This is a genomic window from Luteimonas sp. A611 (assembly GCF_054072715.1).
Genome location: NZ_JBSVRP010000003.1, coordinates 102247 through 122054 on the forward strand (window position 1 = coordinate 102247; position 19808 = coordinate 122054).

Sequence of the window (19808 nt, forward strand, 5' to 3'; positions counted from 1 at the left end):
GACGGGTCGGCGGCAGTTCAGCGATGCGGTCGTGACGCGAAGACGAGTGCGGCCAGGGAGCGGCGACACGGGCCGGGTTGGAACCGGAACGCGGACAAAAAGAAGGCCCGGCGATAGCCGGGCCTTCAGTGCGTCCGTGCGTGACGTGGTCGCGTCAGCGGACGCTACCTCGGCGGAACAGGTTGATGATCGCGAGCAGGATCACCGCGCCGATCAGCGAGACGACGAAGCTCATAACCGTGATGCCGGCGTTGATCGAACCGGCGCCGAGCCACGGGCCGATCAACCAGCCACCGATCAGGGCGCCGACGATGCCGACGACGATGTTGAGCAGGATGCCCTGCTGGCCATCGCGCTTCATGATGATGCTCGCCAGCCAGCCGACGATGCCGCCGACGATCAGCCAGATGATGATGTTCATACCTGTCTCCCGGTAAAGGTGTGGGACTCCTGTTCGGAGTGCGAGCCATGCTGGCAGCGGGATCGTGAGGGCCATGTCAGTGGATGCGCGCCGCGCGGGCGGCGATATCTCGCGGATGCCGCCGCCCCCAGCGGCATGACGCACGAATCCAGCGGCGGATGATCGCGGTGCATTCCGCGCAGCGCGACCGTGCTGCGCGAGCAAGGCCGCAGTCAATGCATGTCAACGCGGTGAATACGCCCTGCACCGGGACAGCGGGATCAACCAGTCCCGCTGCTGCGGGATTTCCCGCCGCACGCGAGTGGCGCGCGGCTTGCCGGCCTTTCGCCGGACTAGGCTTCGCCGCAGTGCAGCAACGCCAGCAGCGCCGCGCGCGGCAGCTTGCCGGTCTCGTTGCGCGGCAGGGTGGCGACGCGGCGCAGTGGCCGCGGCAGGAAGACCGGATCGATGCCGTGCCGCAGCGCCTCGCGCACCGCGGCCTCGTCAAGCGTCTCGCTGACGAAGACCGCAGCGATGCGGCGCACGCCGCCGGCACCGGCCTCGAGCTGGAACATCGCGCCATCCCGCACGCCCGGCACGGCCAGCAGGCGCCGGGTGAGGTCGGCCAGCGACGCACGCTTGCCGGCGATCTCGAGCAGGTCGGCCTGGCGGCCACGCAGCACGAAGCCGCCGTCCGCCTGCAGTTCGACCAGGTCGGCCAACAGTACCGGCTGCGCAAGATGCGCCGCCGACACCAGGGTGCCGTCCGGGCACGGCTGCAGCCGCACGCCGGGATACGGCGTCCAGGCCACGTCGCGGGCCGTGCGGCGGAAGGCGAAGATGCAGGTCTCGGTGGAACCGAAGGTCTCGCGCACCTCGCAGCCGAAGCGCGCCTCGGCCTCGGCCGCCAGTTCCTGGCCCAGCGGCGCAGTCGCGGTGACGATGCCGGCCAGCGGCGGCAGCGACACGCCGGACTCGAGCAGCGCACGCAGGTGCACCGGCGTGCTCACCAGCAGGCGCGGCGCCTCCGCCTCGGCCAGCGCACGGGCGATGTCGTCGGGGAAGAACGGACGGCCGCGATGCACGGCGGCAGCGCTGAGCAGCGGCAGCATCACCGACAGCTCCACGCCGTACATGTGCTGCGGCGGCACGGTCGCCACCACGCTGGGCGCTGCGCCCGCCGGCCACAGGCTGGCCAGCGCGGCGAGGTTCTGCGCGGTGCTGGTGCGAAACGAGCCCATCGTCTTGGCGTTGGGCGTGGGCCGGCCGGTGCTGCCGGAAGTGAAGCCGATCGCGACGACGGCCGCGTCATCGACCTGCAGCGGCGCGCCGTCGAGCGCGGGCAGTTCGAGCGGCAAGGTCACGAAGTGCGCGTCCGGCTGCAGCCCCACCACGCAGCCGCAGGCATCGCCGTCGCCGATGCAGTAGCTGTCGGGATACTGCGCGCGCACCTCGTCGATCGCCGCAGGTGTGCGGCTGGATGGCAGCAGGTTGACCTGGCCGCGCACGGCGACCGCGCAGAATGCGACCAGGAAACGGTAGCGGTCCTCGCACAGGTTCACCGCATGCCCGGCATCGGGCAGGCGCGCGGCCAGCGCGCGCACATGGGCTGCGAACCGCGCCCGCGTGGTGGCGCCAGCCGCATCGAAGGCAAAGCACTGCGCGTCCGCGCCTGCCGGCAGCGGAGCGCCCGTCGAAACCGGCTGTGTGCTGTGCTGGATGACTGCCGCCATGCGCCTGGACCGGCGGTTCCGTTCACGCCGCCACGCCGCCTAGCTTACGCTGGCGCGTCGTTTCGACGAAGAACCCGCGCCTTTCCGCATGTCCAGCATCGAACACAGCCTCGCCATCGGCCCGGTCCGCTGCGCCTGGTTCCCCTATCGCCGCGGCACGCCGGCCGAGCCGCAGGCGCGGCGCTGGCTGGCGCAGGCGCTTGCGACGCCCGAAGCCACGCTGGGCCTGCACCGCGACGCGCACGGCCGGCCGCAGCTGGCGCCGTCGGCGCTCGACCATGACGCCAACTGGAGCCACAGCGGCGAGCGCCTGCTGGTGGCGCTGGCCCAGGGCGCGCGCGTGGGCGCCGACATCGAATGGCTGCGACCGCGCCCGAACGCGATGACCCTGGCGCGGCGTTTCTTCACCGCCGGCGAGGCCGACGCGCTGGCCGCCCTGCCGCACGACCAGGCCGAGCGCTGGTTCGTGCGCCTGTGGTGCGCCAAGGAGGCGGTGCTCAAGGCCCATGGCCGCGGCATCGCCTTCGGTCTGGAGCGGCTGGAGTTCAGCCGCGACGGCGAGGGCTGGCGGTTGAGCGCCTGCGATCCGGCCCTGGGCGCGCCGGACGACTGGCGCCTGCACGCGTTCAGCCCCGTCCCCGACTACCTGGCCACCCTGGCCTGGCGCCCACAATTGTAGGAGCGGCTTCAGCCGCGAAAGCCTTGGCTGTGGATCCGGAATCGGGAATCGGGAATCGGGAGGCAAGGGCATCGCGACTGAAGCCGCTCCTACAATGGCGGCATGACCGATCCCAACGCCCCGGCGCTGCGCGCCGAACTCGAAGCCGGGCTCGCCACGCTCGGCCTGGACCAGGCGCTGGCCGCGCCGCTGCTCGACTACCTGACCCTGCTGCAGCGCTGGAACGCGACCTACAACCTCACCGCGATCCGCGAGCCGCGGCAGATGGTCACCCTGCACCTGCTCGATTCGCTGGCGATGCACCAGCACGTGGCCGGCATCGACACCCTGGCCGACCTCGGCACGGGGCCCGGCCTGCCCGGCATCCCGCTGGCGCTCGCGTTTCCGGCCCTGCAGGTGACCCTGGTCGAGTCCAGCGGCAAGAAGGCGCGCTTCCTGCGCGAAGCGGTGCGGACGCTGCGACTGGGCAATGCGCGGGTGGCCGAGAGCCGCGCCGAGGCGCTGGACGAAGCCGGCGGGTATGCCGCGATCACTGCGCGCGCGCTGGCCACGCTGGCCGACATCCTCGCCGTGGGCGGCCACCTGCTGGCCCCCGGCGGCCGCCTGCTGGCGATGAAGGGCGTACGCCCGGACGCGGAGATCGCCGCCCTGCCCGCCGGCTGGCGGGCGCAGGCGGTCCATCCGCTGCAGGTGCCGGGGCTGGCGGCCGAACGCCACCTGGTGGTGGTCGAACGGCAGGACTGAGGCCGGCGGCTGCCCGTGGCGCCTGTCGGAACGGAAAAGCGCGCGGTACGTCCGGGAACGGCGCCCGCGGCGGCGGGTTTGGCATCGACGCGCCGCATTGGGCCGCGGCGCGGCATAATCCCCCGTCCGGGCCGCGCCCTGCGGCCAACTCCCCGCCGCAACCAAAGGCACCCGGACCCATGGCCCGCATCATCGCCATCGCCAACCAGAAGGGCGGCGTCGGCAAGACCACCACCGCGGTCAACCTGGCGGCCGCACTCGCGGCCACGCCCAGGCGGGTGCTGCTGATCGACCTCGACGCCCAGGGCAACGCGACCATGGGCAGCGGCATCGACAAGCGCGACCTGCACGCGTCCACCTGCGACGTGCTGCTCGAGGAGTTGCACGCCGAGGATGCGATCGTCGAGACCGCCGAAGGCTACGACCTGCTGCCGGGCAACAGCGACCTGACCGCGGCCGAGATCGAGCTGATGGACGAGGACGGCCGCGAGCAGCGCCTCAAGCGCGCGCTCGAACCGCTGCGCCCGCGCTACGACTACATCATCGTCGACTGCCCGCCGGCGCTGTCGCTGCTCACCCTCAACGCGCTGACCGCGGCCGACTCGGTGCTGGTGCCGATGCAGTGCGAGTACTACGCGCTGGAAGGATTGAGCGCGCTGCTGGAGACGATCGACGCGCTCAAGGCGCGGCTCAACCCGCAGCTCGAGATCGAAGGCGTGCTGCGCACCATGTTCGACGTGCGCAACAACCTGGCCAACGCGGTGTCGGCCGAACTGGTCCAGCATTTCGGCGACAAGGTGTTCCGCACCATCGTGCCGCGCAACGTGCGCCTGGCCGAAGCGCCGAGCCACGGCCAGAGCATCATCGGCTACGACCGCAGCTCGCGCGGCGGTATCGCCTACCTTGGCCTGGCCGGCGAGGTGGAGCGTCGCCGGCGCGAACGCGAGCAGGCCGCCCGCCAGACCCCGCAGAAGGAACCGGATGTGACGGAGACCCCGGCATGAGCACCGCCAAGCCAGCGCCCGCCAAGAAACGCGGCCTCGGCCGGGGCCTGGAAGCCCTGCTCGGCCCCAAGGGCGCGGCCGAGGCGCCGAAGCTCGAGGCCACCGAGAACGACACGCTGCGCACGCTGCCGGTCGACGCGCTGCGTGCCGGCAAGTACCAGCCACGCCGACAGTGGGATGCGGGCAAGCTCACCGAGCTGGCCGAGTCGATCAAGGCCCAGGGCGTGATCCAGCCGATCGTGGTGCGCGCCCTGCCCGATCGCACCTACGAGATCATCGCCGGCGAACGCCGCTGGCGCGCCGCCAAGGAAGCGGGCCTGGCCGAGATCCCGGCGGTGGTGCGCGAGGTCGACGACCGCACCGTCATCGCGATGGCGCTGATCGAGAACATCCAGCGCGAGGACCTCAACCCGCTGGAAGAGGCGCAGGCACTGCAGCGGCTGATCGACGAATTCGACCTCACCCACGCCGCCGCCGCCGGCGCCGTCGGCCGCTCGCGCGCGGCGGTGTCCAACCTGCTGCGCCTGCTGGAACTGCCGGCCGCGATCCGGGTCCTGCTGGAGGCGCGGCGGCTGGAGATGGGCCATGCGCGCGCGCTGCTGACGCTGGCGCCGGAGCTGGCGGTGAAGCTGGCCAACGAGGCCGCCGAACACGGCTGGTCGGTGCGCGAGGTGGAGCACCGCGCGGCGCAGTTCGCCGCCGGCAAGCTGCCCGGTTCGTCGAAGAAGAAGTCCACCGGCAAGGCCACCGCCCCCGACATCTCCACCCTGGAGAACGAACTGTCCGAGGCGCTCGGCGCCAAGGTCAGCATCCACAACGGCCGCACCAACAAGGGCAAGCTGGTGATCCACTACGCCAACCTGGACGCGCTGGACGGCGTGCTGGAGCGGTTGCGCAGCCGGTAGTGCGTGGGCGCGCATGCGACCCCGTTCGCCGCGGCCAGGCGGATGCGCGAGGCCGGCTTGTCATTTCGACCGAAGGGAGAAATCCGGCGGCGGGGGACAGCAGATTTCTCCCTCCGGTCGAAATGACAGGTGCTTGTCGCCATTTCCTTGCTGGCGGCCGGCGTCCGACCGACGTGCGCCGGGATGGCGTGCGAGAGGTCCAGCGCTTCGGCTGTCCCGACGCGCCGTCATGCCCGGGCAATGGGCTGCGCGATACTGTCGATCCATGAGTACCTGGCGCCTGGATTCGGTGTTTGCCCCGGCCTCGGTCGCGGTCGTCGGCGGCAGTCCGCGCGATCGCTCGGCCGGGCGCGCGGTGATGCGCAACCTCGCCGCATCCGGCTATGCGGGCAGGATCGGCTGGGTCACCCCGCGCCACCGCGAGATCGACGGCATCGCCACCGTGCGCCGCCTGCGCGACCTGGGCTGGGTGCCCGACCTGGCCATCATCACCGCGCCGCCCGCGGTGGTGCCGGAGCTGGTCGAGGAGGCCGCAGCGCTCGGCGTCGGCGCGGCCGTGCTGCTCACCGCCGAACTCGGCCCCGGCCGCGAGGCCTTCCACGCGCGCATCGATCGCGCCGCGCGCCCGCGCGGCATGCGCATCCTCGGGCCGCACTGCCTGGGCATCGTCTCCACCCACGCCGGACTCAACGCCAGCATCGCCGCCAGCACGCCGCAGCCGGGCGAACTGGCGCTGGTGTCCGAGTCCAGCGCGATCGCTGCGGCGCTGATCGAATGGGGCACGGCGCGCTCGGTGGGTTTTTCGAAAGTGGTGTCGCTCGGCGACGCGCTGGACGTGGACTTCGCCGACCTGCTCGACTACCTCGCCACCGATCCGCACACGCGCTCGATCCTGCTCTACGTCGAGCACGTTGGCGATGCCCGCAAGTTCATGTCGGCCGCGCGCGCGGCGGCACGCGCCAAGCCGGTCGTGGTGGTGAAGTCGGCGCGGCCGCAGCCGCCGCAGAGCATTGCCGAGATCGGGATGCGCGCGCTGGCGCCGTCGGCGGCGGTGCACGCGGCCGCGTTCCGCCGTGCCGGCCTGCTCCAGGTCGACGCGCTCGACGACCTGTTCGCCGCCGCCGAGACGCTCGGCACGCTGCGCACCTTCCCCGGCCGGCGCCTCGCGATCCTGGGCAACGGCGGCGGCGTGGGCGTGCTGGCCGCGCAGCAGCTGCAGCAGATGGGCGGCACCCTGGCGACGCTGGCCGACGATACGGTGCAGACCCTGGAGGGTCTGCTGCCGGGCGGCTGGTCGGGGAAGAACCCGGTCGACATCGTGGTCGACGCCGACGGCGCGCGCTATGCAGCCGCGGTCGAAGCGCTGCTGGCTGACCCCGGCAACGACGCGCTGCTGGTGGTGAACGTGCCGACCGCGTTTTCCGCGCCCACCGAATCGGCGCAGGCACTGGCTGGCGTGCTGGCGCAGCGCCGTGGCGCGGCCGCGCGCAAGCCGGTGTTCGCGGTATGGCTGTCCAACGATCCGGCCGCGCGCGCGGTATTGCACGCCGCGCACGTGCCCAGCTACGCCACCGAAACCGAGGCCGTGCACGGCTTCATGCACCTGGTGCACTACCGCGAGGCGCAGCAGGCGCTGATGGAAACCCCGCCCAGCCTGCCGGCCGGTTTCACCGTCGATGCGACGACCGCACGCGCACTGGTGCAGGCCGCGGTGGCGCGCGGGGAGGTCCAGCTCGATCCCCAGGCGACCGCGCACATCCTCGCCGCCTACGGCCTGTCATACGAGGCGCCGCTGGCCGCCTCCGATCCCGAAGGCGCGGTCGAGGCCGCCATGCCGCTGCTCGCAGCCGGCCGCGCGGTCGCGGTGAAGATCGATTCGCCCGACATCCCCCACAAGACCGTGGTCGATGGCGTGCGCCTGAACCGGGGCAGCGCCCAGTCCGTGCGCGACGCCGCCGCCGACGTGCTGCGGCTGGCGCGCGAACGCCGGCCCGATGCGCGCATCCGCGGCGTCACCGTGCAGGCGATGGTGGATCGGCCGCAGGCGCGCGAACTCATCGCCGCGATCGCGGACGACCCGGTGTTCGGCCCGGTGATCGTGTTCGGCCGCGGCGGCACCGCGGTGCGCGTGGTCGACGACCTGGCGCTGGCGCTGCCGCCGCTGGACCTGCGCCTGGCCCACGAGCTGATCGGGCGCACCCGCGTGGCGCGACGGCTCAAGGCGCACCGCAACCAGCCCGCCGCCGACGAGCGCGCGGTCGCGCTGGCGCTGGTGAAGCTGGCGCAGCTGGCCGCCGACGTGCCGGAGATCCGGCAGATGAGCCTGAACCCGCTGCTGGCCGATGCCGACGGCGCGGTCGCAGTCGATGCGCGGATCCTGGTCGGCCCGGTGCAGGCGCTGCACCGGGGCCGCGGCCATCCGCGCTTCGCGATCTTCCCCTACCCCAGCGAGTGGGAGCGCACGATCACCCTGGACAGCGGCCAGCCCGCCTTCGTGCGCCCGGTGCGGCCCGAGGACGATGAGCTGTTCCGCGAGTTCTTCACCCACGTCACCGACGAGGACCTGCGGCTGCGCTTCTTCCAGTCGGTGAAGCATTTCAGCCACGAGTTCATCGCCCGGCTCACCCAGATGGACTACGCGCGTTCGATCGCGCTGCTGGCGCTGGACCAGTCCGGCGCGATGCTGGGCGCGGTGCGCCTGCACGCCGACGCCAACTACCGGGCCGGCGAGTACGGGATCCTGGTGCGCTCCGACCTCAAGGGCCAGGGCCTGGGCCGCCAGCTGATGACGATCATGATCGAGGTCGCCGGCTGGCTGGGGCTGGAGGAGGTCGAAGGCCAGGTGCTGCGGCAGAACCGCGGCATGCTGGCGATGTGCACGCAGCTGGGCTTCGCCATGCAGTCCGATCCGGACGATCCGGGGCTGGTCGTCGTGCGCCTGCCGGTCGCGGCCGGCGCCGCGCCGGGCCCCTGAGCCAGCCAGTCCAGCCCGGTCCGCGAGCGGGCGCCACGCACGCCTTGTCCACAGCCCCGGCAGCGGGCATAATGCCCGGCTCGCTGCGCCCGGACCCTACGTGTTCCGGGCCCGGAGCGGCCGGACACGCGACCTTCCGCCCGCCTCCGCACCAGCGAGCCTGACCCGCAACGCGTGGCAGGCATGGCCTTGCGCCGTGCCCGCCGGGGCCGCCGCCTTCCTGGCCAAGGGGGGCACCATGACAATCCGAGGTGTGCAATGTCCCGAGTCTGCCAAGTCACTGGCAAGCGTACGACGACCGGCAACAACGTGTCGCACGCGATGAACAAAACCCGCCGCCGCTTCATGCCCAACCTGCACGAACGCCGGTTCTGGGTCGCCAGCGAAAACCGCTGGGTGAAGCTGCGCGTTTCCGCGGCTGCCTTGCGCACCATCGACAAGAACGGCATCGACGCCGTGCTCGCCGACCTGCGCAAGCGCGGCGAGAAGGTCTAAGGAGTAGAACATGGCAAGCAAGCGCGACAAGATCCGTCTGATTTCGTCGGCCAACACCGGCCACTTCTACACCACGGACAAGAACAAGAAGAACACCCCCGCCAAGATGGAGATCAAGAAGTACGATCCCGTCGTCCGAAAGCACGTGATCTACAAGGAAGGCAAGATCAAGTGACTGACGGCCCACGCGCGCAGCGCGTGGCTGCCGTAAGTCACCCCCGCGAACGCGGGGGTCCAGGGAAACCCGCCGCAAGGCGGGTTTCTGCTTTCCAGACCCGGAGAGGCCCGCCGCAAGGCGGGCTTTTTCGTTGCCGGCGCAGTACATCGTCGGGATTTCGCGCGGGGACCGCAGCGGCATGCCTTGGGCTCCTTCCCCCGCTTGCGGGGGAAGGTCGGGATGGGGGCCGGGTCCGCCGTGACGTGCTCCGGGCTCCCCCACCCCAACCCTCCCCCGCAGGCGGGGAAGGGAGCGGGAGCGGTGCCCCAACCAGCCCGCGCTACACTCCCCGCGCGCATCAATCGGGGGAGGGTGGATGCTGCCAGGCTGGGTTCTGCTGCTGGTATCGGTGGGCTACGCGGCACTGCTGTTCGCGGTGGCGTGGATCGGTGACCGCTATCCGCTGTATCCGCAGCGCCCCTGGCTGCGCCCGCTGGTCTACAGCCTGGCGCTGGCGGTGTACTGCTCGTCCTGGACCTTCTACGGCGCGGTCGGCACCGCGGTGCGCTCGGGCATCGGCTACGTGCCGATCTACCTGGGCCCGCTGCTGCTGCTGCTGTTCGGCTGGCGCATCCTCGAGCGCATGGCCAAGGTGGCACAGAGCCAGAACACGGTCTCGATCGCCGACTTCATCGCCTCGCGCTTCGGCCGCTCGCAGCCGCTGGCCGCGCTGGTGGCGACCATCGCGCTGATCGCCGCGGTGCCCTACCTGGCACTGCAGTACAAGGCGGTGGCGATCAGCGTCGTCGTGCTGGCCGGACAGGACCCCAACGGCCCGGCGCTGGGCGACCCTGGGCTGTACGTGGCGGCGCTGATGGCGCTGTTCGCGATCCTGTTCGGCACCCGCCAGGTCGATGCCACCGAACACCGGCCGGGCATGATGCTCGCGGTCGCGCTCGAATCGCTGGTCAAGCTGGTGGCGCTGGTCGCGGTCGGCCTCTTCGCGACCAACTGGCTGGGCGCGCGCGACATCAACTACGTGGCCGCCACCCGCGCCCTGATCGACGTGGCCCCGCCGGTCGGCTTCGCCGCGCAAAGCCTGCTCGCGTTTGCCGCGATCTTCTGCCTGCCGCGGCAGTTCCACGTGGCCATCGTCGAATGTGGCAACGTGGCCGACATCCGTCTCGCGCGCTGGATGTTCGGCGCCTACCTGGTGATCGTCACGCTGATGGTGGTGCCGATCGCCAGCGCCGGCATGGTGCTGTTCGGCAACGCCGGCGACGTCGCACCGGACAGCTTCGTGCTCGCCCTGCCGCTGGCGGAAAAGCGCGACACGCTGGCGCTGCTGGCTTACGTGGGCGGCTTCTCGGCCGCCACCGGCATGGTGATCGTGGCCAGCGTGGCGCTGGCGACCATGGTCAGCAACGACCTGGTGATGCCGCTGCTGCTGCGCCGCGGCTGGGCCGAACGCCACGGCGGCGACGTCGCCGCGACCGTGCTGTGGATCCGCCGCATCGCCATCATCTGCATCGCCGGCATGGCATGGGGCTACTACCGCGCGAGCGGCAGCGACGCGTCGCTGGCCTCGTTCGGGCTGATGTCCTTCGCCGCGGTTGCCCAGTTCGCGCCGGCATTGATCGGTGGGCTGTACTGGCACGGCGCCAGCCGCCGCGGCGCCGAGGTCGGGCTGCTGCTCGGATTCGCGGTGTGGCTGTACACGCTGCTGCTGCCGACGCTCACCGATGCCGGCTGGTTTGATCCGACCTGGGTGCGCGACGGGCCGTTCGGCATCCACTGGCTGCGGCCGCGCCAGCTGTTCGGGCTGTGGGGCTGGGACCCGCTGACCCACGGCACCTTCTGGTCGTTGCTGTGCAACATCGGCGCGCTGCTGCTGGTGTCGGCGCGCTGGCGCCCCAACCTCGACGAGCGCCTGCGCGCCGCGCCCTTCCTCGACCCCTATGCCGAACGCAGTGCGCTGTCGGGCGGCGAATGGAAGGGCAACGTCACCCTCGGCGACCTGCTGGTGCTGGCCAGCCGCATCGTCGGCGAGCGCACCGCGCAGCGCGCGTTCGAGCAGCACGCGCACGAACTGGCGCAGGAACTGCAGCCGCAGTCACGCGCCGACCGCAACTGGGTGCAGTTCACCGAACGCCTGCTGGCGGCGGCCGTGGGCGCGGCCTCGGCGCGGCTGGTGGTGACCAGCGTGCTCAAGGGCTCGGGCATGGAGGTCGGCGAGGTCGTGGCCGTGCTCGACGAAGCCGGGCAGGAGCTGCGCTTCAACCGGGAGATCCTGTCCAACACCCTGGAAAACATCGACCAGGGCGTGAGCGTGGTCGACAGCAACATGTGCCTGGTGGCCTGGAACCGCCGCTACCAGCAGCTGTTCGGCTATCCCGACGGCATGCTCTACATCGGCCGCCCGGTCGCCGACCTGATCCGCTACAACGCCGAGCGCGGCGAACTCGGCGCGCTCGGCCCGCCCGAGATCGAGGCCGAGGTGGACAAGCGCATCGGCTACATGCGCGCCGGCTCGGCGCACGTGAGCGAGCGCGTGCGCGGCAGCGGCCAGGTGCTGGAGCTGCGCGGTCAGCCGTTGCCCGGCGGCGGCTATGCCACCAGCTACAGCGACGTCACCGACTACAAGCGCGTGGAGCGCGAGCTGCGCGAGATCAACGAGCACCTCGAGCAGCGCGTGGCCGAACGCACCCGCGAGGCCGAGATCGCACAGGAGTCGCGCTCGCGCTTCCTCACCGCGGTCAGCCACGACGTGCTGCAGCCACTCAATGCCGCGCGCCTGTTCACCTCGGCGCTGCGCGAGAGCACGCGGCCACAGGAGCAGGCGCACCTGGCCGAGCGCGTGGACACCGCGCTGCGGGCGGCCGAAGACCTGCTCGACGGCCTGCTCGACGTCTCGCGCCTGGACGCCGGCAAGCTCAAGCCCGAGATCGTCGATTTCGACGCAGGCGCGCTGCTGCGCGAGCTGGCCGCCCAGTACGCGCCGATGGCGGCGGCGCGCTCGATCAGCATGCGCGTGCATGCGCCGCTGCAGTCGGTGCGCAGCGACCGCAGGCTGCTGCGCCGGGTGCTGCAGAACTTCATCGCCAATGCGCTGCGCTACACCCCGCGCGGCCGGGTGGTGCTGGCGGTGCGCCCGCGTGGCGACCAGGTCGCGCTGCAGGTCTGGGATTCGGGTCCCGGCATTCCCGAGCACCACATGCGCCAGATCTACGACGAGTTCCACCGCTACGAGCAGCCGTTCGACTGGGACGGGCGCGGCCTGGGCCTGGGCCTGTCGATCTGCCAGCGCATTTCGCGCCTGCTCGGGCACGCGCTGGACGCGCGCTCGGTGGTCGGGCGCGGCAGCATGTTCTCGATCGTGGTGCCGCGCGGCGCGGCGCTGGCGGAGCGTCCCATCGGCGCGGCCCGCGTCGAGATCGGCCAGTCCCTGGACGGGCTGAGCGTGCTGTGCGTGGACAACGACCGCGACATCCTGGCCGGCATGGAGGCGCTGCTCTCGCGCTGGCAGGTCGCCACCGTGTTGGCGACCACCGTCGACGAGGCGCTGGAGAAGGTCGTGCAGTCGCCGCCGGACGTGCTGCTGGTGGACTACCACCTGCACGACCGGCTCGACGGGCTGGACACGCTGGACGCATTGCGCGTGACCGCCGGCCGCCAGATCCCCGGCGCGCTGCTCACCGCCGACGGCAGCGATGCGCTCAAGCAGGCCGCGCGCCTGCGCGGCTACCGGGTGCTGACCAAGCCGGTGAAGCCGGCCTCGCTGCGCGCCTTCCTGACCGCCATGCGCCGCGTTGAGACGCACGCGGATTCCGGCCCGCTGTAGGAGCGGCTTCAGCCGCGATTGATCCATCCGATTCCTCGCAGGCCTGACCGGAATCGCGGCTGAAGCCGCTCCTACATGGGACAAGGCCGCTCGATGAATCCCCAGCCGCGTCCGGCTTACTCGCCCTCGTCGTCCAGCGGCACCAGCGGCTCGGGATCGACCGAAAGCCGTCCCGCCATCAGCACCGCCTGGGTGCGGTTGGATGCACCCAGCTTGCGCAGGATCGCGCTCATGTGCGCCTTGATCGTGGCCTCCGATACGCCCAGCTCGTAGCCGATCTGCTTGTTGAGCCTGCCCGAGCCGAGCATCTGCAGTACGCGGAACTGCTGCGGCGTGAGCTCGCGGATGCGTGCGGCGACATCGCGTTCGTCCGGCGCCGTTTCAGGCGCCGAGCCGGCGATCTCGGGGACCCAGCGATCGCCGTCCAGCACCTGCCGCAGCGCCGCGCCCAGCGCCTCGGCGTTGGACGACTTGGGGATGAAGCCCATCGCGCCGTGGTCGAGGGCGCGACGGATCACCGCCGGCTCCTCGCGCGCCGACACCATCACCACCGGCAGCTGTGGGTGCAGGCCGCGCAGGTGCACCAGCGCGCTGAAGCCCTGCGCGCCGGGCATGTTGAGGTCGAGCAGGAGCAGGTCGGCGTCGGGATGGGCGTCGGCCATGGCGTACAGCCCCTGGGCATTCTCGGCCTCATGCAGATCGGCGTCGGGAATGCTGCGGCCCACCACGCCGCGCAGCGCTTCGCGGAACAGCGGATGGTCGTCGGCGACAAGGATCGTGGTCATGCGGCGAAGCCCCGCCTCCTGCAGGACGGATCACGGCGCCGGCGAAGCACCGGCGCGGATATGACAGATGTCGCCACGGGCAACGGGTCAGGCGCCGTGGCGGTTCTTCACCAGCGAATCGACCACCGACGGATCGGCCAGCGTGCTGGTGTCGCCCAGCTGGTCCGGCGCGTTCTCGGCGATCTTGCGCAGGATGCGGCGCATGATCTTGCCCGAGCGCGTCTTCGGCAGCGCCGGCGCCCACTGCAGGAAGTCGGGCGAGGCGATCGGTCCGATCTCCTTGCGCACGTGCGCGACCAGTTCCTTGAGCAACTCGTCGCTTTCGACCTCGCCCGCCACCAGGGTCACGTAGGCGTAGATGCCCTGGCCCTTGATGTCGTGCGGGAAGCCCACGACCGCGGCCTCGGCGACCTTCGGGTGCAGCACCAGCGCGCTCTCGACTTCGGCGGTACCGATGCGGTGTCCGCTGACGTTGATCACGTCGTCGACGCGGCCGGTGATCCAGTAGTAGCCGTCGGCATCGCGGCGGCAGCCGTCGCCGGTGAAATAGGTGCCCGGATACGCGGCGAAATAGGTGTCGAAGAAGCGCTCATGGTCACCGTAGACGGTGCGCATCATGCCCGGCCAGGCGTCGAGGATGACCAGGTTGCCCTCGGCCTCACCCTCGAGGAAGTTGCCGGCCGGGTCCACGATCGCGGGCTGCACGCCGTAGAACGGCAGCGTCGCCGAGCCCGGCTTGGTCGGCCAGGCGCCGGGCAGCGGCGAGATCAGGATGCCGCCGTTCTCGGTCTGCCACCAGGTGTCGACGATCGGGCAGCGGCCGTCGCCGACCACGTCGTGGTACCAGCGCCAGGCTTCGGGGTTGATCGGCTCGCCGACGCTGCCGAGCAGGCGCAGCGACTTGCGCGAGGTGCGCTTCACCGGCTCGTCGCCCTCGCGCATCAGTGCGCGGATCGCGGTGGGCGCGGTGTAGAAGATGGTGACCTGGTGCTTGTCCACCACCTGCCAGAAGCGCGAGGCGTCCGGATAGCTCGGCACGCCCTCGAAAATCAGCGAGGTGGCGCCGTTGGCCAGCGGGCCGTAGACGATGTAGCTGTGGCCGGTGACCCAGCCGACGTCGGCGGTGCACCAGTAGACGTCGTCGTCCTTGAGGTCGAACACGCATTCGTGGGTGAAGGATGCGAACAGCAGGTAGCCGCCGGTGGTGTGCAGCACGCCCTTGGGCTTGCCGGTGGAACCGGAGGTGTAGAGGATGAACAGCGGGTCTTCCGCGTTCATGCGCTCGGGCTCGCAGGTGTCGGGCTGGCTGTCGACCACGGCGTCGTACCAGCGGTCGCGCGGCATCTGCATGTCGACCGCGCCGCCGGTGTGGCGCACCACCAGCACGGTTTCGACGGTGGTGGTGCCGGGCAGCTTGAGCGCGGCGTCGACGTTGGCCTTCAGCGGCACCTTCTTGGTGCCGCGCAGGCCTTCGTCGGCGGTGATGATCAGCTTGGCCTTGCAGTCGCCGACGCGGTCGGCGATGGAATTGGCGGAGAAGCCGCCGAACACCACGTTGTGCACCGCGCCGATGCGGGCGCAGGCCAGCATCGCCACCGCGGCCTCGACGATCATCGGCAGGTAGATGGTGACGCGGTCGCCCTTGCCGATGCCGAGGCTGCGCAGCGCGTTGGCCAGCCGGCAGACGCGGGCATGCAGGTCGCGGTAGCTGACGCGCAGTGCCTCGCCGTCGGGGCTGTCGGGTTCGAAGATGAGCGCGGTCTTGTCGCCGCGGGCGGCAAGGTGGCGGTCGAGACAGTTGACGCTGACGTTGAGCTCGCCGTCGGCGAACCATTGGATCCGGAAATCCTTGCGGTCGAAGCTGACGTCGCGGATGCGGGTGGGCGGCGTCATCCACTCCAGGCGCTGCGCGATGCGGCCCCAGAACGCATCCGGATCGCGGATGGACTCGGCGTAGTCGCGCTCGTAGTCGGCCGGCTTGACGTTGGCCTGTGCGGCGAAGGCCTCGGGAACGGGATAGATATCGGACATGGCGGATCATCCTCTGGAACGTGGCCGCTGCAGTTTGCCGCATTGCAGCGCGACGCGTTTTAGACCTTCGTCTATTCCGCGCCCGGCGCGGGCGACGCACAATGCGCCATGGACCCCGTTCCCGGCCTGGACCTGAGCCTGCCGCCCTTCGACCTGCTCGATGACGCGAGTCGCCGGCGCCTGGAGGCCAGCGTCGACATCGGTTTCCACCCCGGCGGCACCACCCTGATCGAGGCGGGCAAACCCTCGGCCCACGTCTTCATCATCCTCAAGGGCCTGGTCCACGCCTTCCAGGTGGACGACCGCGGCCGCGAGGAGCGCTTCGCCGACTACGGGCCGGGCGACGTCATCGGCGCATGGGCGGTCATGGCCGGACGCGCGCGCCTGAGCTACCGCAGCGAAGGCGACTGCCTCAGCCATCTGGTCCCGGCCGACACCTTCCGCCAGCTGCTGGCCGACAACCCGGGCGTCGCGGCGTATTTCAACGAGGGACTGGCCACCAAGGGCCGGCTCTCCAACGGCAGTGAACGACGCGAAGCCGCCGAACTGATGGTGATCCGGGTCGGGGAAGCCGACCTCGCTCCCCCGGAGCGCGTCGACGCGACGACCACCATCGCCGAGGCCAGCGCGCGCCTGCGCGAGCGGCGCGTCGACTGCCTGCTGGTCTACGACCGTGCGCACGACACCCCCGGCATCGTCACCCGCACCGACCTGCTGGAAGCGCTGACGCAGCTGCGCCTGCCGCTGGACACGCCGATCGGTCCGCTGGCCAGCCGCCCGCTGGCCACGATCGGCACCGGCGAAGTGCTGTTCCAGGCGCTGATCGACATGACCGAGCGCCAGATCGAGCGCGTGGTGGTCACCGAAGGCAGCCGGATCGCCGGCACGCTCGGCATGGCCGAAGTGCTGGCGCACTTCGCCAGCCACTCGCACCTGATCAGCCTGGGCCTGGCCCGCGCCCGCGATATCGACGCCATCGCCAGGGCTGCCTCCGGCATGACGCACCTCGTGCGCAGCCTGAACGTCAACGGCACCCGCATCCCCTACATGATGGAGCTGGTGAGCGCGCTCAACAGCCGCATCATGGGCCGCATCTTCGAGCTGGTGATCCCGGTCGAGCTGCGCGACCGCATCTGCCTGCTGGTCATGGGCAGCGAAGGGCGCCGCGAGCAGCTGCTCAAGACCGACCAGGACAATGCGCTGGTGCTGGCCGACGACCTGGACTGGCCGGGGCTTGCGGAGGCGATGGACCGTTTCAGCGCAGCGCTGGCGAAGGTCGGCTATCCGCCCTGCCCCGGCCGGGTGATGGTCGACAATCCGCACTGGCGCATGCGCGCGGCCGAGTGGCGCCAGCGCATCGGGCAGTGGAAGCACGTGCATGGCGGCCATGGCGCGCTGGACCTGTCGATCGCGCTCGATGCGCGCCCCATCGCCGGCAACGCGGCGCTGTTCGGGCCGGTCAAGGATGCGCTGATGGCGCTGGGCGGGGACGACATCCTGCTCCATCACCTGGCCGCGGCCACGCTCGAGTTCGATACGCCGCTGACCTTCTTCGGCCGGGTCAGGAGCGGCGGCAGCGGCACCGACATCAAGAAGGGCGGCATCTTCCCGGTGGTGCACGGCCTGCGCTGCCTCGCGCTGCGCCATGGCATCGCCGCCACCGCCAGCCGCGAGCGTTGCGCCGCGCTGGTCGAATGCGGCGAACTGTCGCCCGCGCTGGGCCGCGACCTGCCGCAGGCGCTCAACGTGTTCCAGCACATGCGCCTGGACGCACAGTTCGCCGCACTGGCCGACGGCCGCGAACCCGGCAACCACATCGATCCCGCGCGCCTGCGCCGGCTCGATCGCGAACTGATGCGCGACGCGCTGCACGTGGTCAAGGATTTCCGCGCCCGCGTCCGCCAAAGCTTCCACCTGCGGGACTGAAGGCCCATGTTCCGGCGCTGGTGGCTGCGGCGAACGGCCGGTGGCGGCGAATGGGCAGGCCTGCTGCGGCCCGCGCCGCCCGGCGAATGGGTCAGCCTGGACATGGAAACCACGGGCCTGGACCCGAAGCAGGACCACATCCTCAGCCTTGCCGCGGTCCCCGTACGCGACGGGCGGGTGCTCACCTCCCAGCGCTTCGAGCGCCGGATCCGCGCCGACCGCGCCTTCGGCATCGAGTCGATCCGCCATCACCGCATCACCCCCGACGAAGCGGCCGAAGGCGTCGCGGTCACCGGCGCGGTGCGCGATTTCCTGCACTGGCTGGAGGGGCGCACCCTGCTCGGCTATCACCTCGGCTTCGACCTGGCGATGCTGTCGCCGCACGTGCGCGCGCTCACCGGCTTCGCGCTGCCCAATCCGCGCGTGGACCTGGCCGATGCCTTCGCCGCGCGCGCCCGCCGCGCCCAGCCCAACGCGCCGCCCAACCTCGACTTCCAGCACATCGCCGACAGCCTCGGGGTGCCGGTGCTCGGCCGTCACAGCGCACTCGGCGACGCGGCCACCGTCGGCCTGTGCTGGCTGGCATTGCAGGCCGCGCGCAGCCCCGCCTCGGGCGAGCGCGATCGCTAGCACGGCGCGTGCCGGTTGCCGGCCTATTCGACCAAAGGCGAATAGGCGGGCGCGCCCCCCGCGGTCAGGCTCCGGGACACCGCGCGCTGCGCGGACGTCCTGTGGGAGGGAGCGATGATGACGAAACGACGCTATTCACGGCGGTTGCTGGCAACCGCGGTCCTGGTGGCGCTTGCAGCCCCCGGCATGGCCTTCGCCCAGAGCGCGAAGGAAGTGGAGCTCGAGGCCCGCGTGGCCCAGCTCGAGGCACAGATCCAGACCCTGCTGCAGGGCCAGCAACAGCAGCAGGACAGCATCACCCGGACCCAGGCACAGCTCGACCAGGTCCAGGTCGCGCAGCCGGCGGTCAAGCCGGTCCAGTCCAAACCGATCCTGGCCAACCCGGATGCGGTGTTCACCTACGGCGGCTTCATCAAGTTCGACGCCATGGTCACCGACACCAGCGACGGCGCGATCGCCGAGGGCTCCGCGGGACGCATGTTCTACGTGCCCAGCACGATCCCGGTGACCGCCAACGGCGCCGAGCCCGAAACCGATCCCTACACCGACATGCACGCCGCGTTCTCGCGGTTCTGGTTCGCGGCCGACCACACCACCGAAGGCGGCGACAAGTTCCGTGGCTACATCGAGGCCGACATGTACGGCGGCGGCAGCGCCAACCTCGGCAACGAGGTGAACACCAACACCCACGGCGTTACCCTGCGCCAGGCCTTCGTGACCTGGAACAGCTGGCTGGCCGGCCAGACCTGGTCCAACTTCCAGGACGTGGCGGCGCTGCCCGAGGCCGTGGACTTCGTCGGCGTCACCGAAGGCACCACCTTCGTGCGCCAGGCGCAGGTCCGCTACACCAGTGGCCCGTTCTCGGTGGCACTGGAGAACCCGCACACCACGGTCAGCAGCATCACCAATGCCGCGCGCAACAACGCCGGTGGCAGCGACAGCCTGCCCGACGTGACCGCGCGTTACGTGATGAAAGGCGACTGGGGCCACTTCAGCGCCGCCGGCCTGCTGCGCCAGCTCAAGTCAGGGGACGAGAGCGACACCGGCGCGGCGGTCAGCCTGTCGGGCCGCTTCAACATCGGCGCCAGCGACGACATCCGCTGGATGGCCAACTACGGCAGCGGCATCGGGCGCTACCTTGGCTTCGGCCTGGGGGCCGACTCGGTGGTCGACGCCAACGGCAACCTGCACGCGCAGGATGGTGCCGGCGGCTTCGTTGCATGGCGCCATGCCTTCAACGGCAAGCTGCGCAGCAACCTGATGTATTCAGTGGCCGAGTTCGACAACGATCGCAGCCTGGTGGGCTGGGGGCCGGCCAGCTTCGCCGCCACCGAGCGCGCCCAGTCCTTCCACGCCAACCTGATCTATTCACCGTTCCCCAAGCTCGACATCGGCGCGGAGATCGGCTGGGGCCAGCGTGAGCTCGAGGACGACCGCAAGGGCGACCTCTCGCGCGTCCAGACCACCGTCAAGTACACCTTCTGATCGACCTGCCTGAGGAGCA

Annotated in this window: 15 protein-coding genes; 11 read left to right on the forward strand and 4 right to left on the reverse strand. The window is 70.9% G+C overall.

The window, feature by feature from the left end; genetic code table 11:
* Positions 1-154: 154 nt before the first annotated feature.
* Both ACW5EG_RS13710 and ACW5EG_RS13715 read right to left on the reverse strand, forming a co-directional pair.
* Complete coding sequence (locus ACW5EG_RS13710) at positions 155-421, reverse strand: GlsB/YeaQ/YmgE family stress response membrane protein (RefSeq protein WP_457018948.1); 267 nt, start codon at positions 419-421, stop codon at positions 155-157.
* A 332-nt stretch (positions 422-753) separates the two neighbouring features.
* Positions 754-2133 (reverse strand): AMP-binding protein, encoded by a 1380-nt coding sequence (locus ACW5EG_RS13715; protein WP_457021895.1) that lies wholly within the window; start codon positions 2131-2133, stop codon positions 754-756.
* Positions 2134-2221: 88 nt separating this feature from the next.
* Between ACW5EG_RS13715 and ACW5EG_RS13720 the strand changes: the two genes are divergently transcribed.
* The 8 genes from ACW5EG_RS13720 to ACW5EG_RS13755 all read left to right on the forward strand — a co-directional run bounded on the left by ACW5EG_RS13720 (position 2222) and on the right by ACW5EG_RS13755 (position 12932).
* Complete coding sequence (locus tag ACW5EG_RS13720) at positions 2222-2812, forward strand: 4'-phosphopantetheinyl transferase family protein (RefSeq protein WP_457018950.1); 591 nt, start codon at positions 2222-2224, stop codon at positions 2810-2812.
* A gap of 102 nt (positions 2813-2914) precedes the next feature.
* Positions 2915-3556, forward strand: coding sequence for a 16S rRNA (guanine(527)-N(7))-methyltransferase RsmG (gene rsmG / locus ACW5EG_RS13725; RefSeq protein ID WP_457018951.1), 642 nt, complete (start codon positions 2915-2917; stop codon positions 3554-3556).
* Positions 3557-3735: 179 nt separating this feature from the next.
* The gene (locus ACW5EG_RS13730; RefSeq protein WP_457018952.1) at positions 3736-4560 is read left to right on the forward strand and encodes a ParA family protein; all 825 of its coding nucleotides are present in this window, start codon (positions 3736-3738) and stop codon (positions 4558-4560) included.
* On the forward strand, positions 4557-5465 hold the full coding sequence (locus ACW5EG_RS13735) for a ParB/RepB/Spo0J family partition protein (RefSeq protein WP_457021897.1): 909 nt from the start codon (positions 4557-4559) through the stop codon (positions 5463-5465). The genes ACW5EG_RS13730 and ACW5EG_RS13735 overlap by 4 nt, the downstream gene beginning before the upstream one ends.
* A 265-nt stretch (positions 5466-5730) precedes the next feature.
* Positions 5731-8439: a bifunctional acetate--CoA ligase family protein/GNAT family N-acetyltransferase gene (locus ACW5EG_RS13740; protein WP_457021899.1), complete on the forward strand. Its 2709-nt coding sequence runs from the start codon at positions 5731-5733 to the stop codon at positions 8437-8439.
* A gap of 258 nt (positions 8440-8697) precedes the next feature.
* On the forward strand, positions 8698-8934 hold the full coding sequence (gene rpmB, locus ACW5EG_RS13745; protein ID WP_149103333.1) for a 50S ribosomal protein L28: 237 nt from the start codon (positions 8698-8700) through the stop codon (positions 8932-8934).
* A gap of 10 nt (positions 8935-8944) precedes the next feature.
* A complete protein-coding gene (gene rpmG, locus ACW5EG_RS13750) occupies positions 8945-9109 on the forward strand; it encodes a 50S ribosomal protein L33 (RefSeq protein ID WP_332704704.1) in 165 nt (54 codons plus the stop codon).
* A 358-nt stretch (positions 9110-9467) separates the two neighbouring features.
* Complete coding sequence (locus ACW5EG_RS13755) at positions 9468-12932, forward strand: NahK/ErcS family hybrid sensor histidine kinase/response regulator (RefSeq protein ID WP_457021901.1); 3465 nt, start codon at positions 9468-9470, stop codon at positions 12930-12932.
* 116 nt (positions 12933-13048) lie between these two features.
* Here ACW5EG_RS13755 and ACW5EG_RS13760 read toward each other — a convergent pair whose 3' ends face one another.
* Positions 13049-13717 (reverse strand): response regulator, encoded by a 669-nt coding sequence (locus ACW5EG_RS13760; protein WP_457021903.1) that lies wholly within the window; start codon positions 13715-13717, stop codon positions 13049-13051.
* 87 nt (positions 13718-13804) lie between these two features.
* On the reverse strand, positions 13805-15748 hold the full coding sequence (acs, locus tag ACW5EG_RS13765) for an acetate--CoA ligase (protein WP_457021905.1): 1944 nt from the start codon (positions 15746-15748) through the stop codon (positions 13805-13807).
* 108 nt (positions 15749-15856) lie between these two features.
* Between acs and ACW5EG_RS13770 the strand changes: the two genes are divergently transcribed.
* The 3 genes from ACW5EG_RS13770 (at position 15857) to ACW5EG_RS13780 (ending at position 19789) form a co-directional block, all read left to right on the forward strand.
* A complete protein-coding gene (locus ACW5EG_RS13770) occupies positions 15857-17674 on the forward strand; it encodes a putative nucleotidyltransferase substrate binding domain-containing protein (protein ID WP_457018958.1) in 1818 nt (605 codons plus the stop codon).
* Positions 17675-17680: 6 nt separating this feature from the next.
* Positions 17681-18304 carry an exonuclease domain-containing protein gene (locus tag ACW5EG_RS13775; RefSeq protein ID WP_457018959.1) on the forward strand — a complete coding sequence of 208 codons (624 nt, stop codon included), beginning with the start codon at positions 17681-17683 and terminating at the stop codon, positions 18302-18304.
* 117 nt (positions 18305-18421) lie between these two features.
* Positions 18422-19789 (forward strand): DcaP family trimeric outer membrane transporter, encoded by a 1368-nt coding sequence (locus tag ACW5EG_RS13780; RefSeq protein WP_457018960.1) that lies wholly within the window; start codon positions 18422-18424, stop codon positions 19787-19789.
* The last annotated feature ends 19 nt before the right edge of the window (positions 19790-19808 follow it).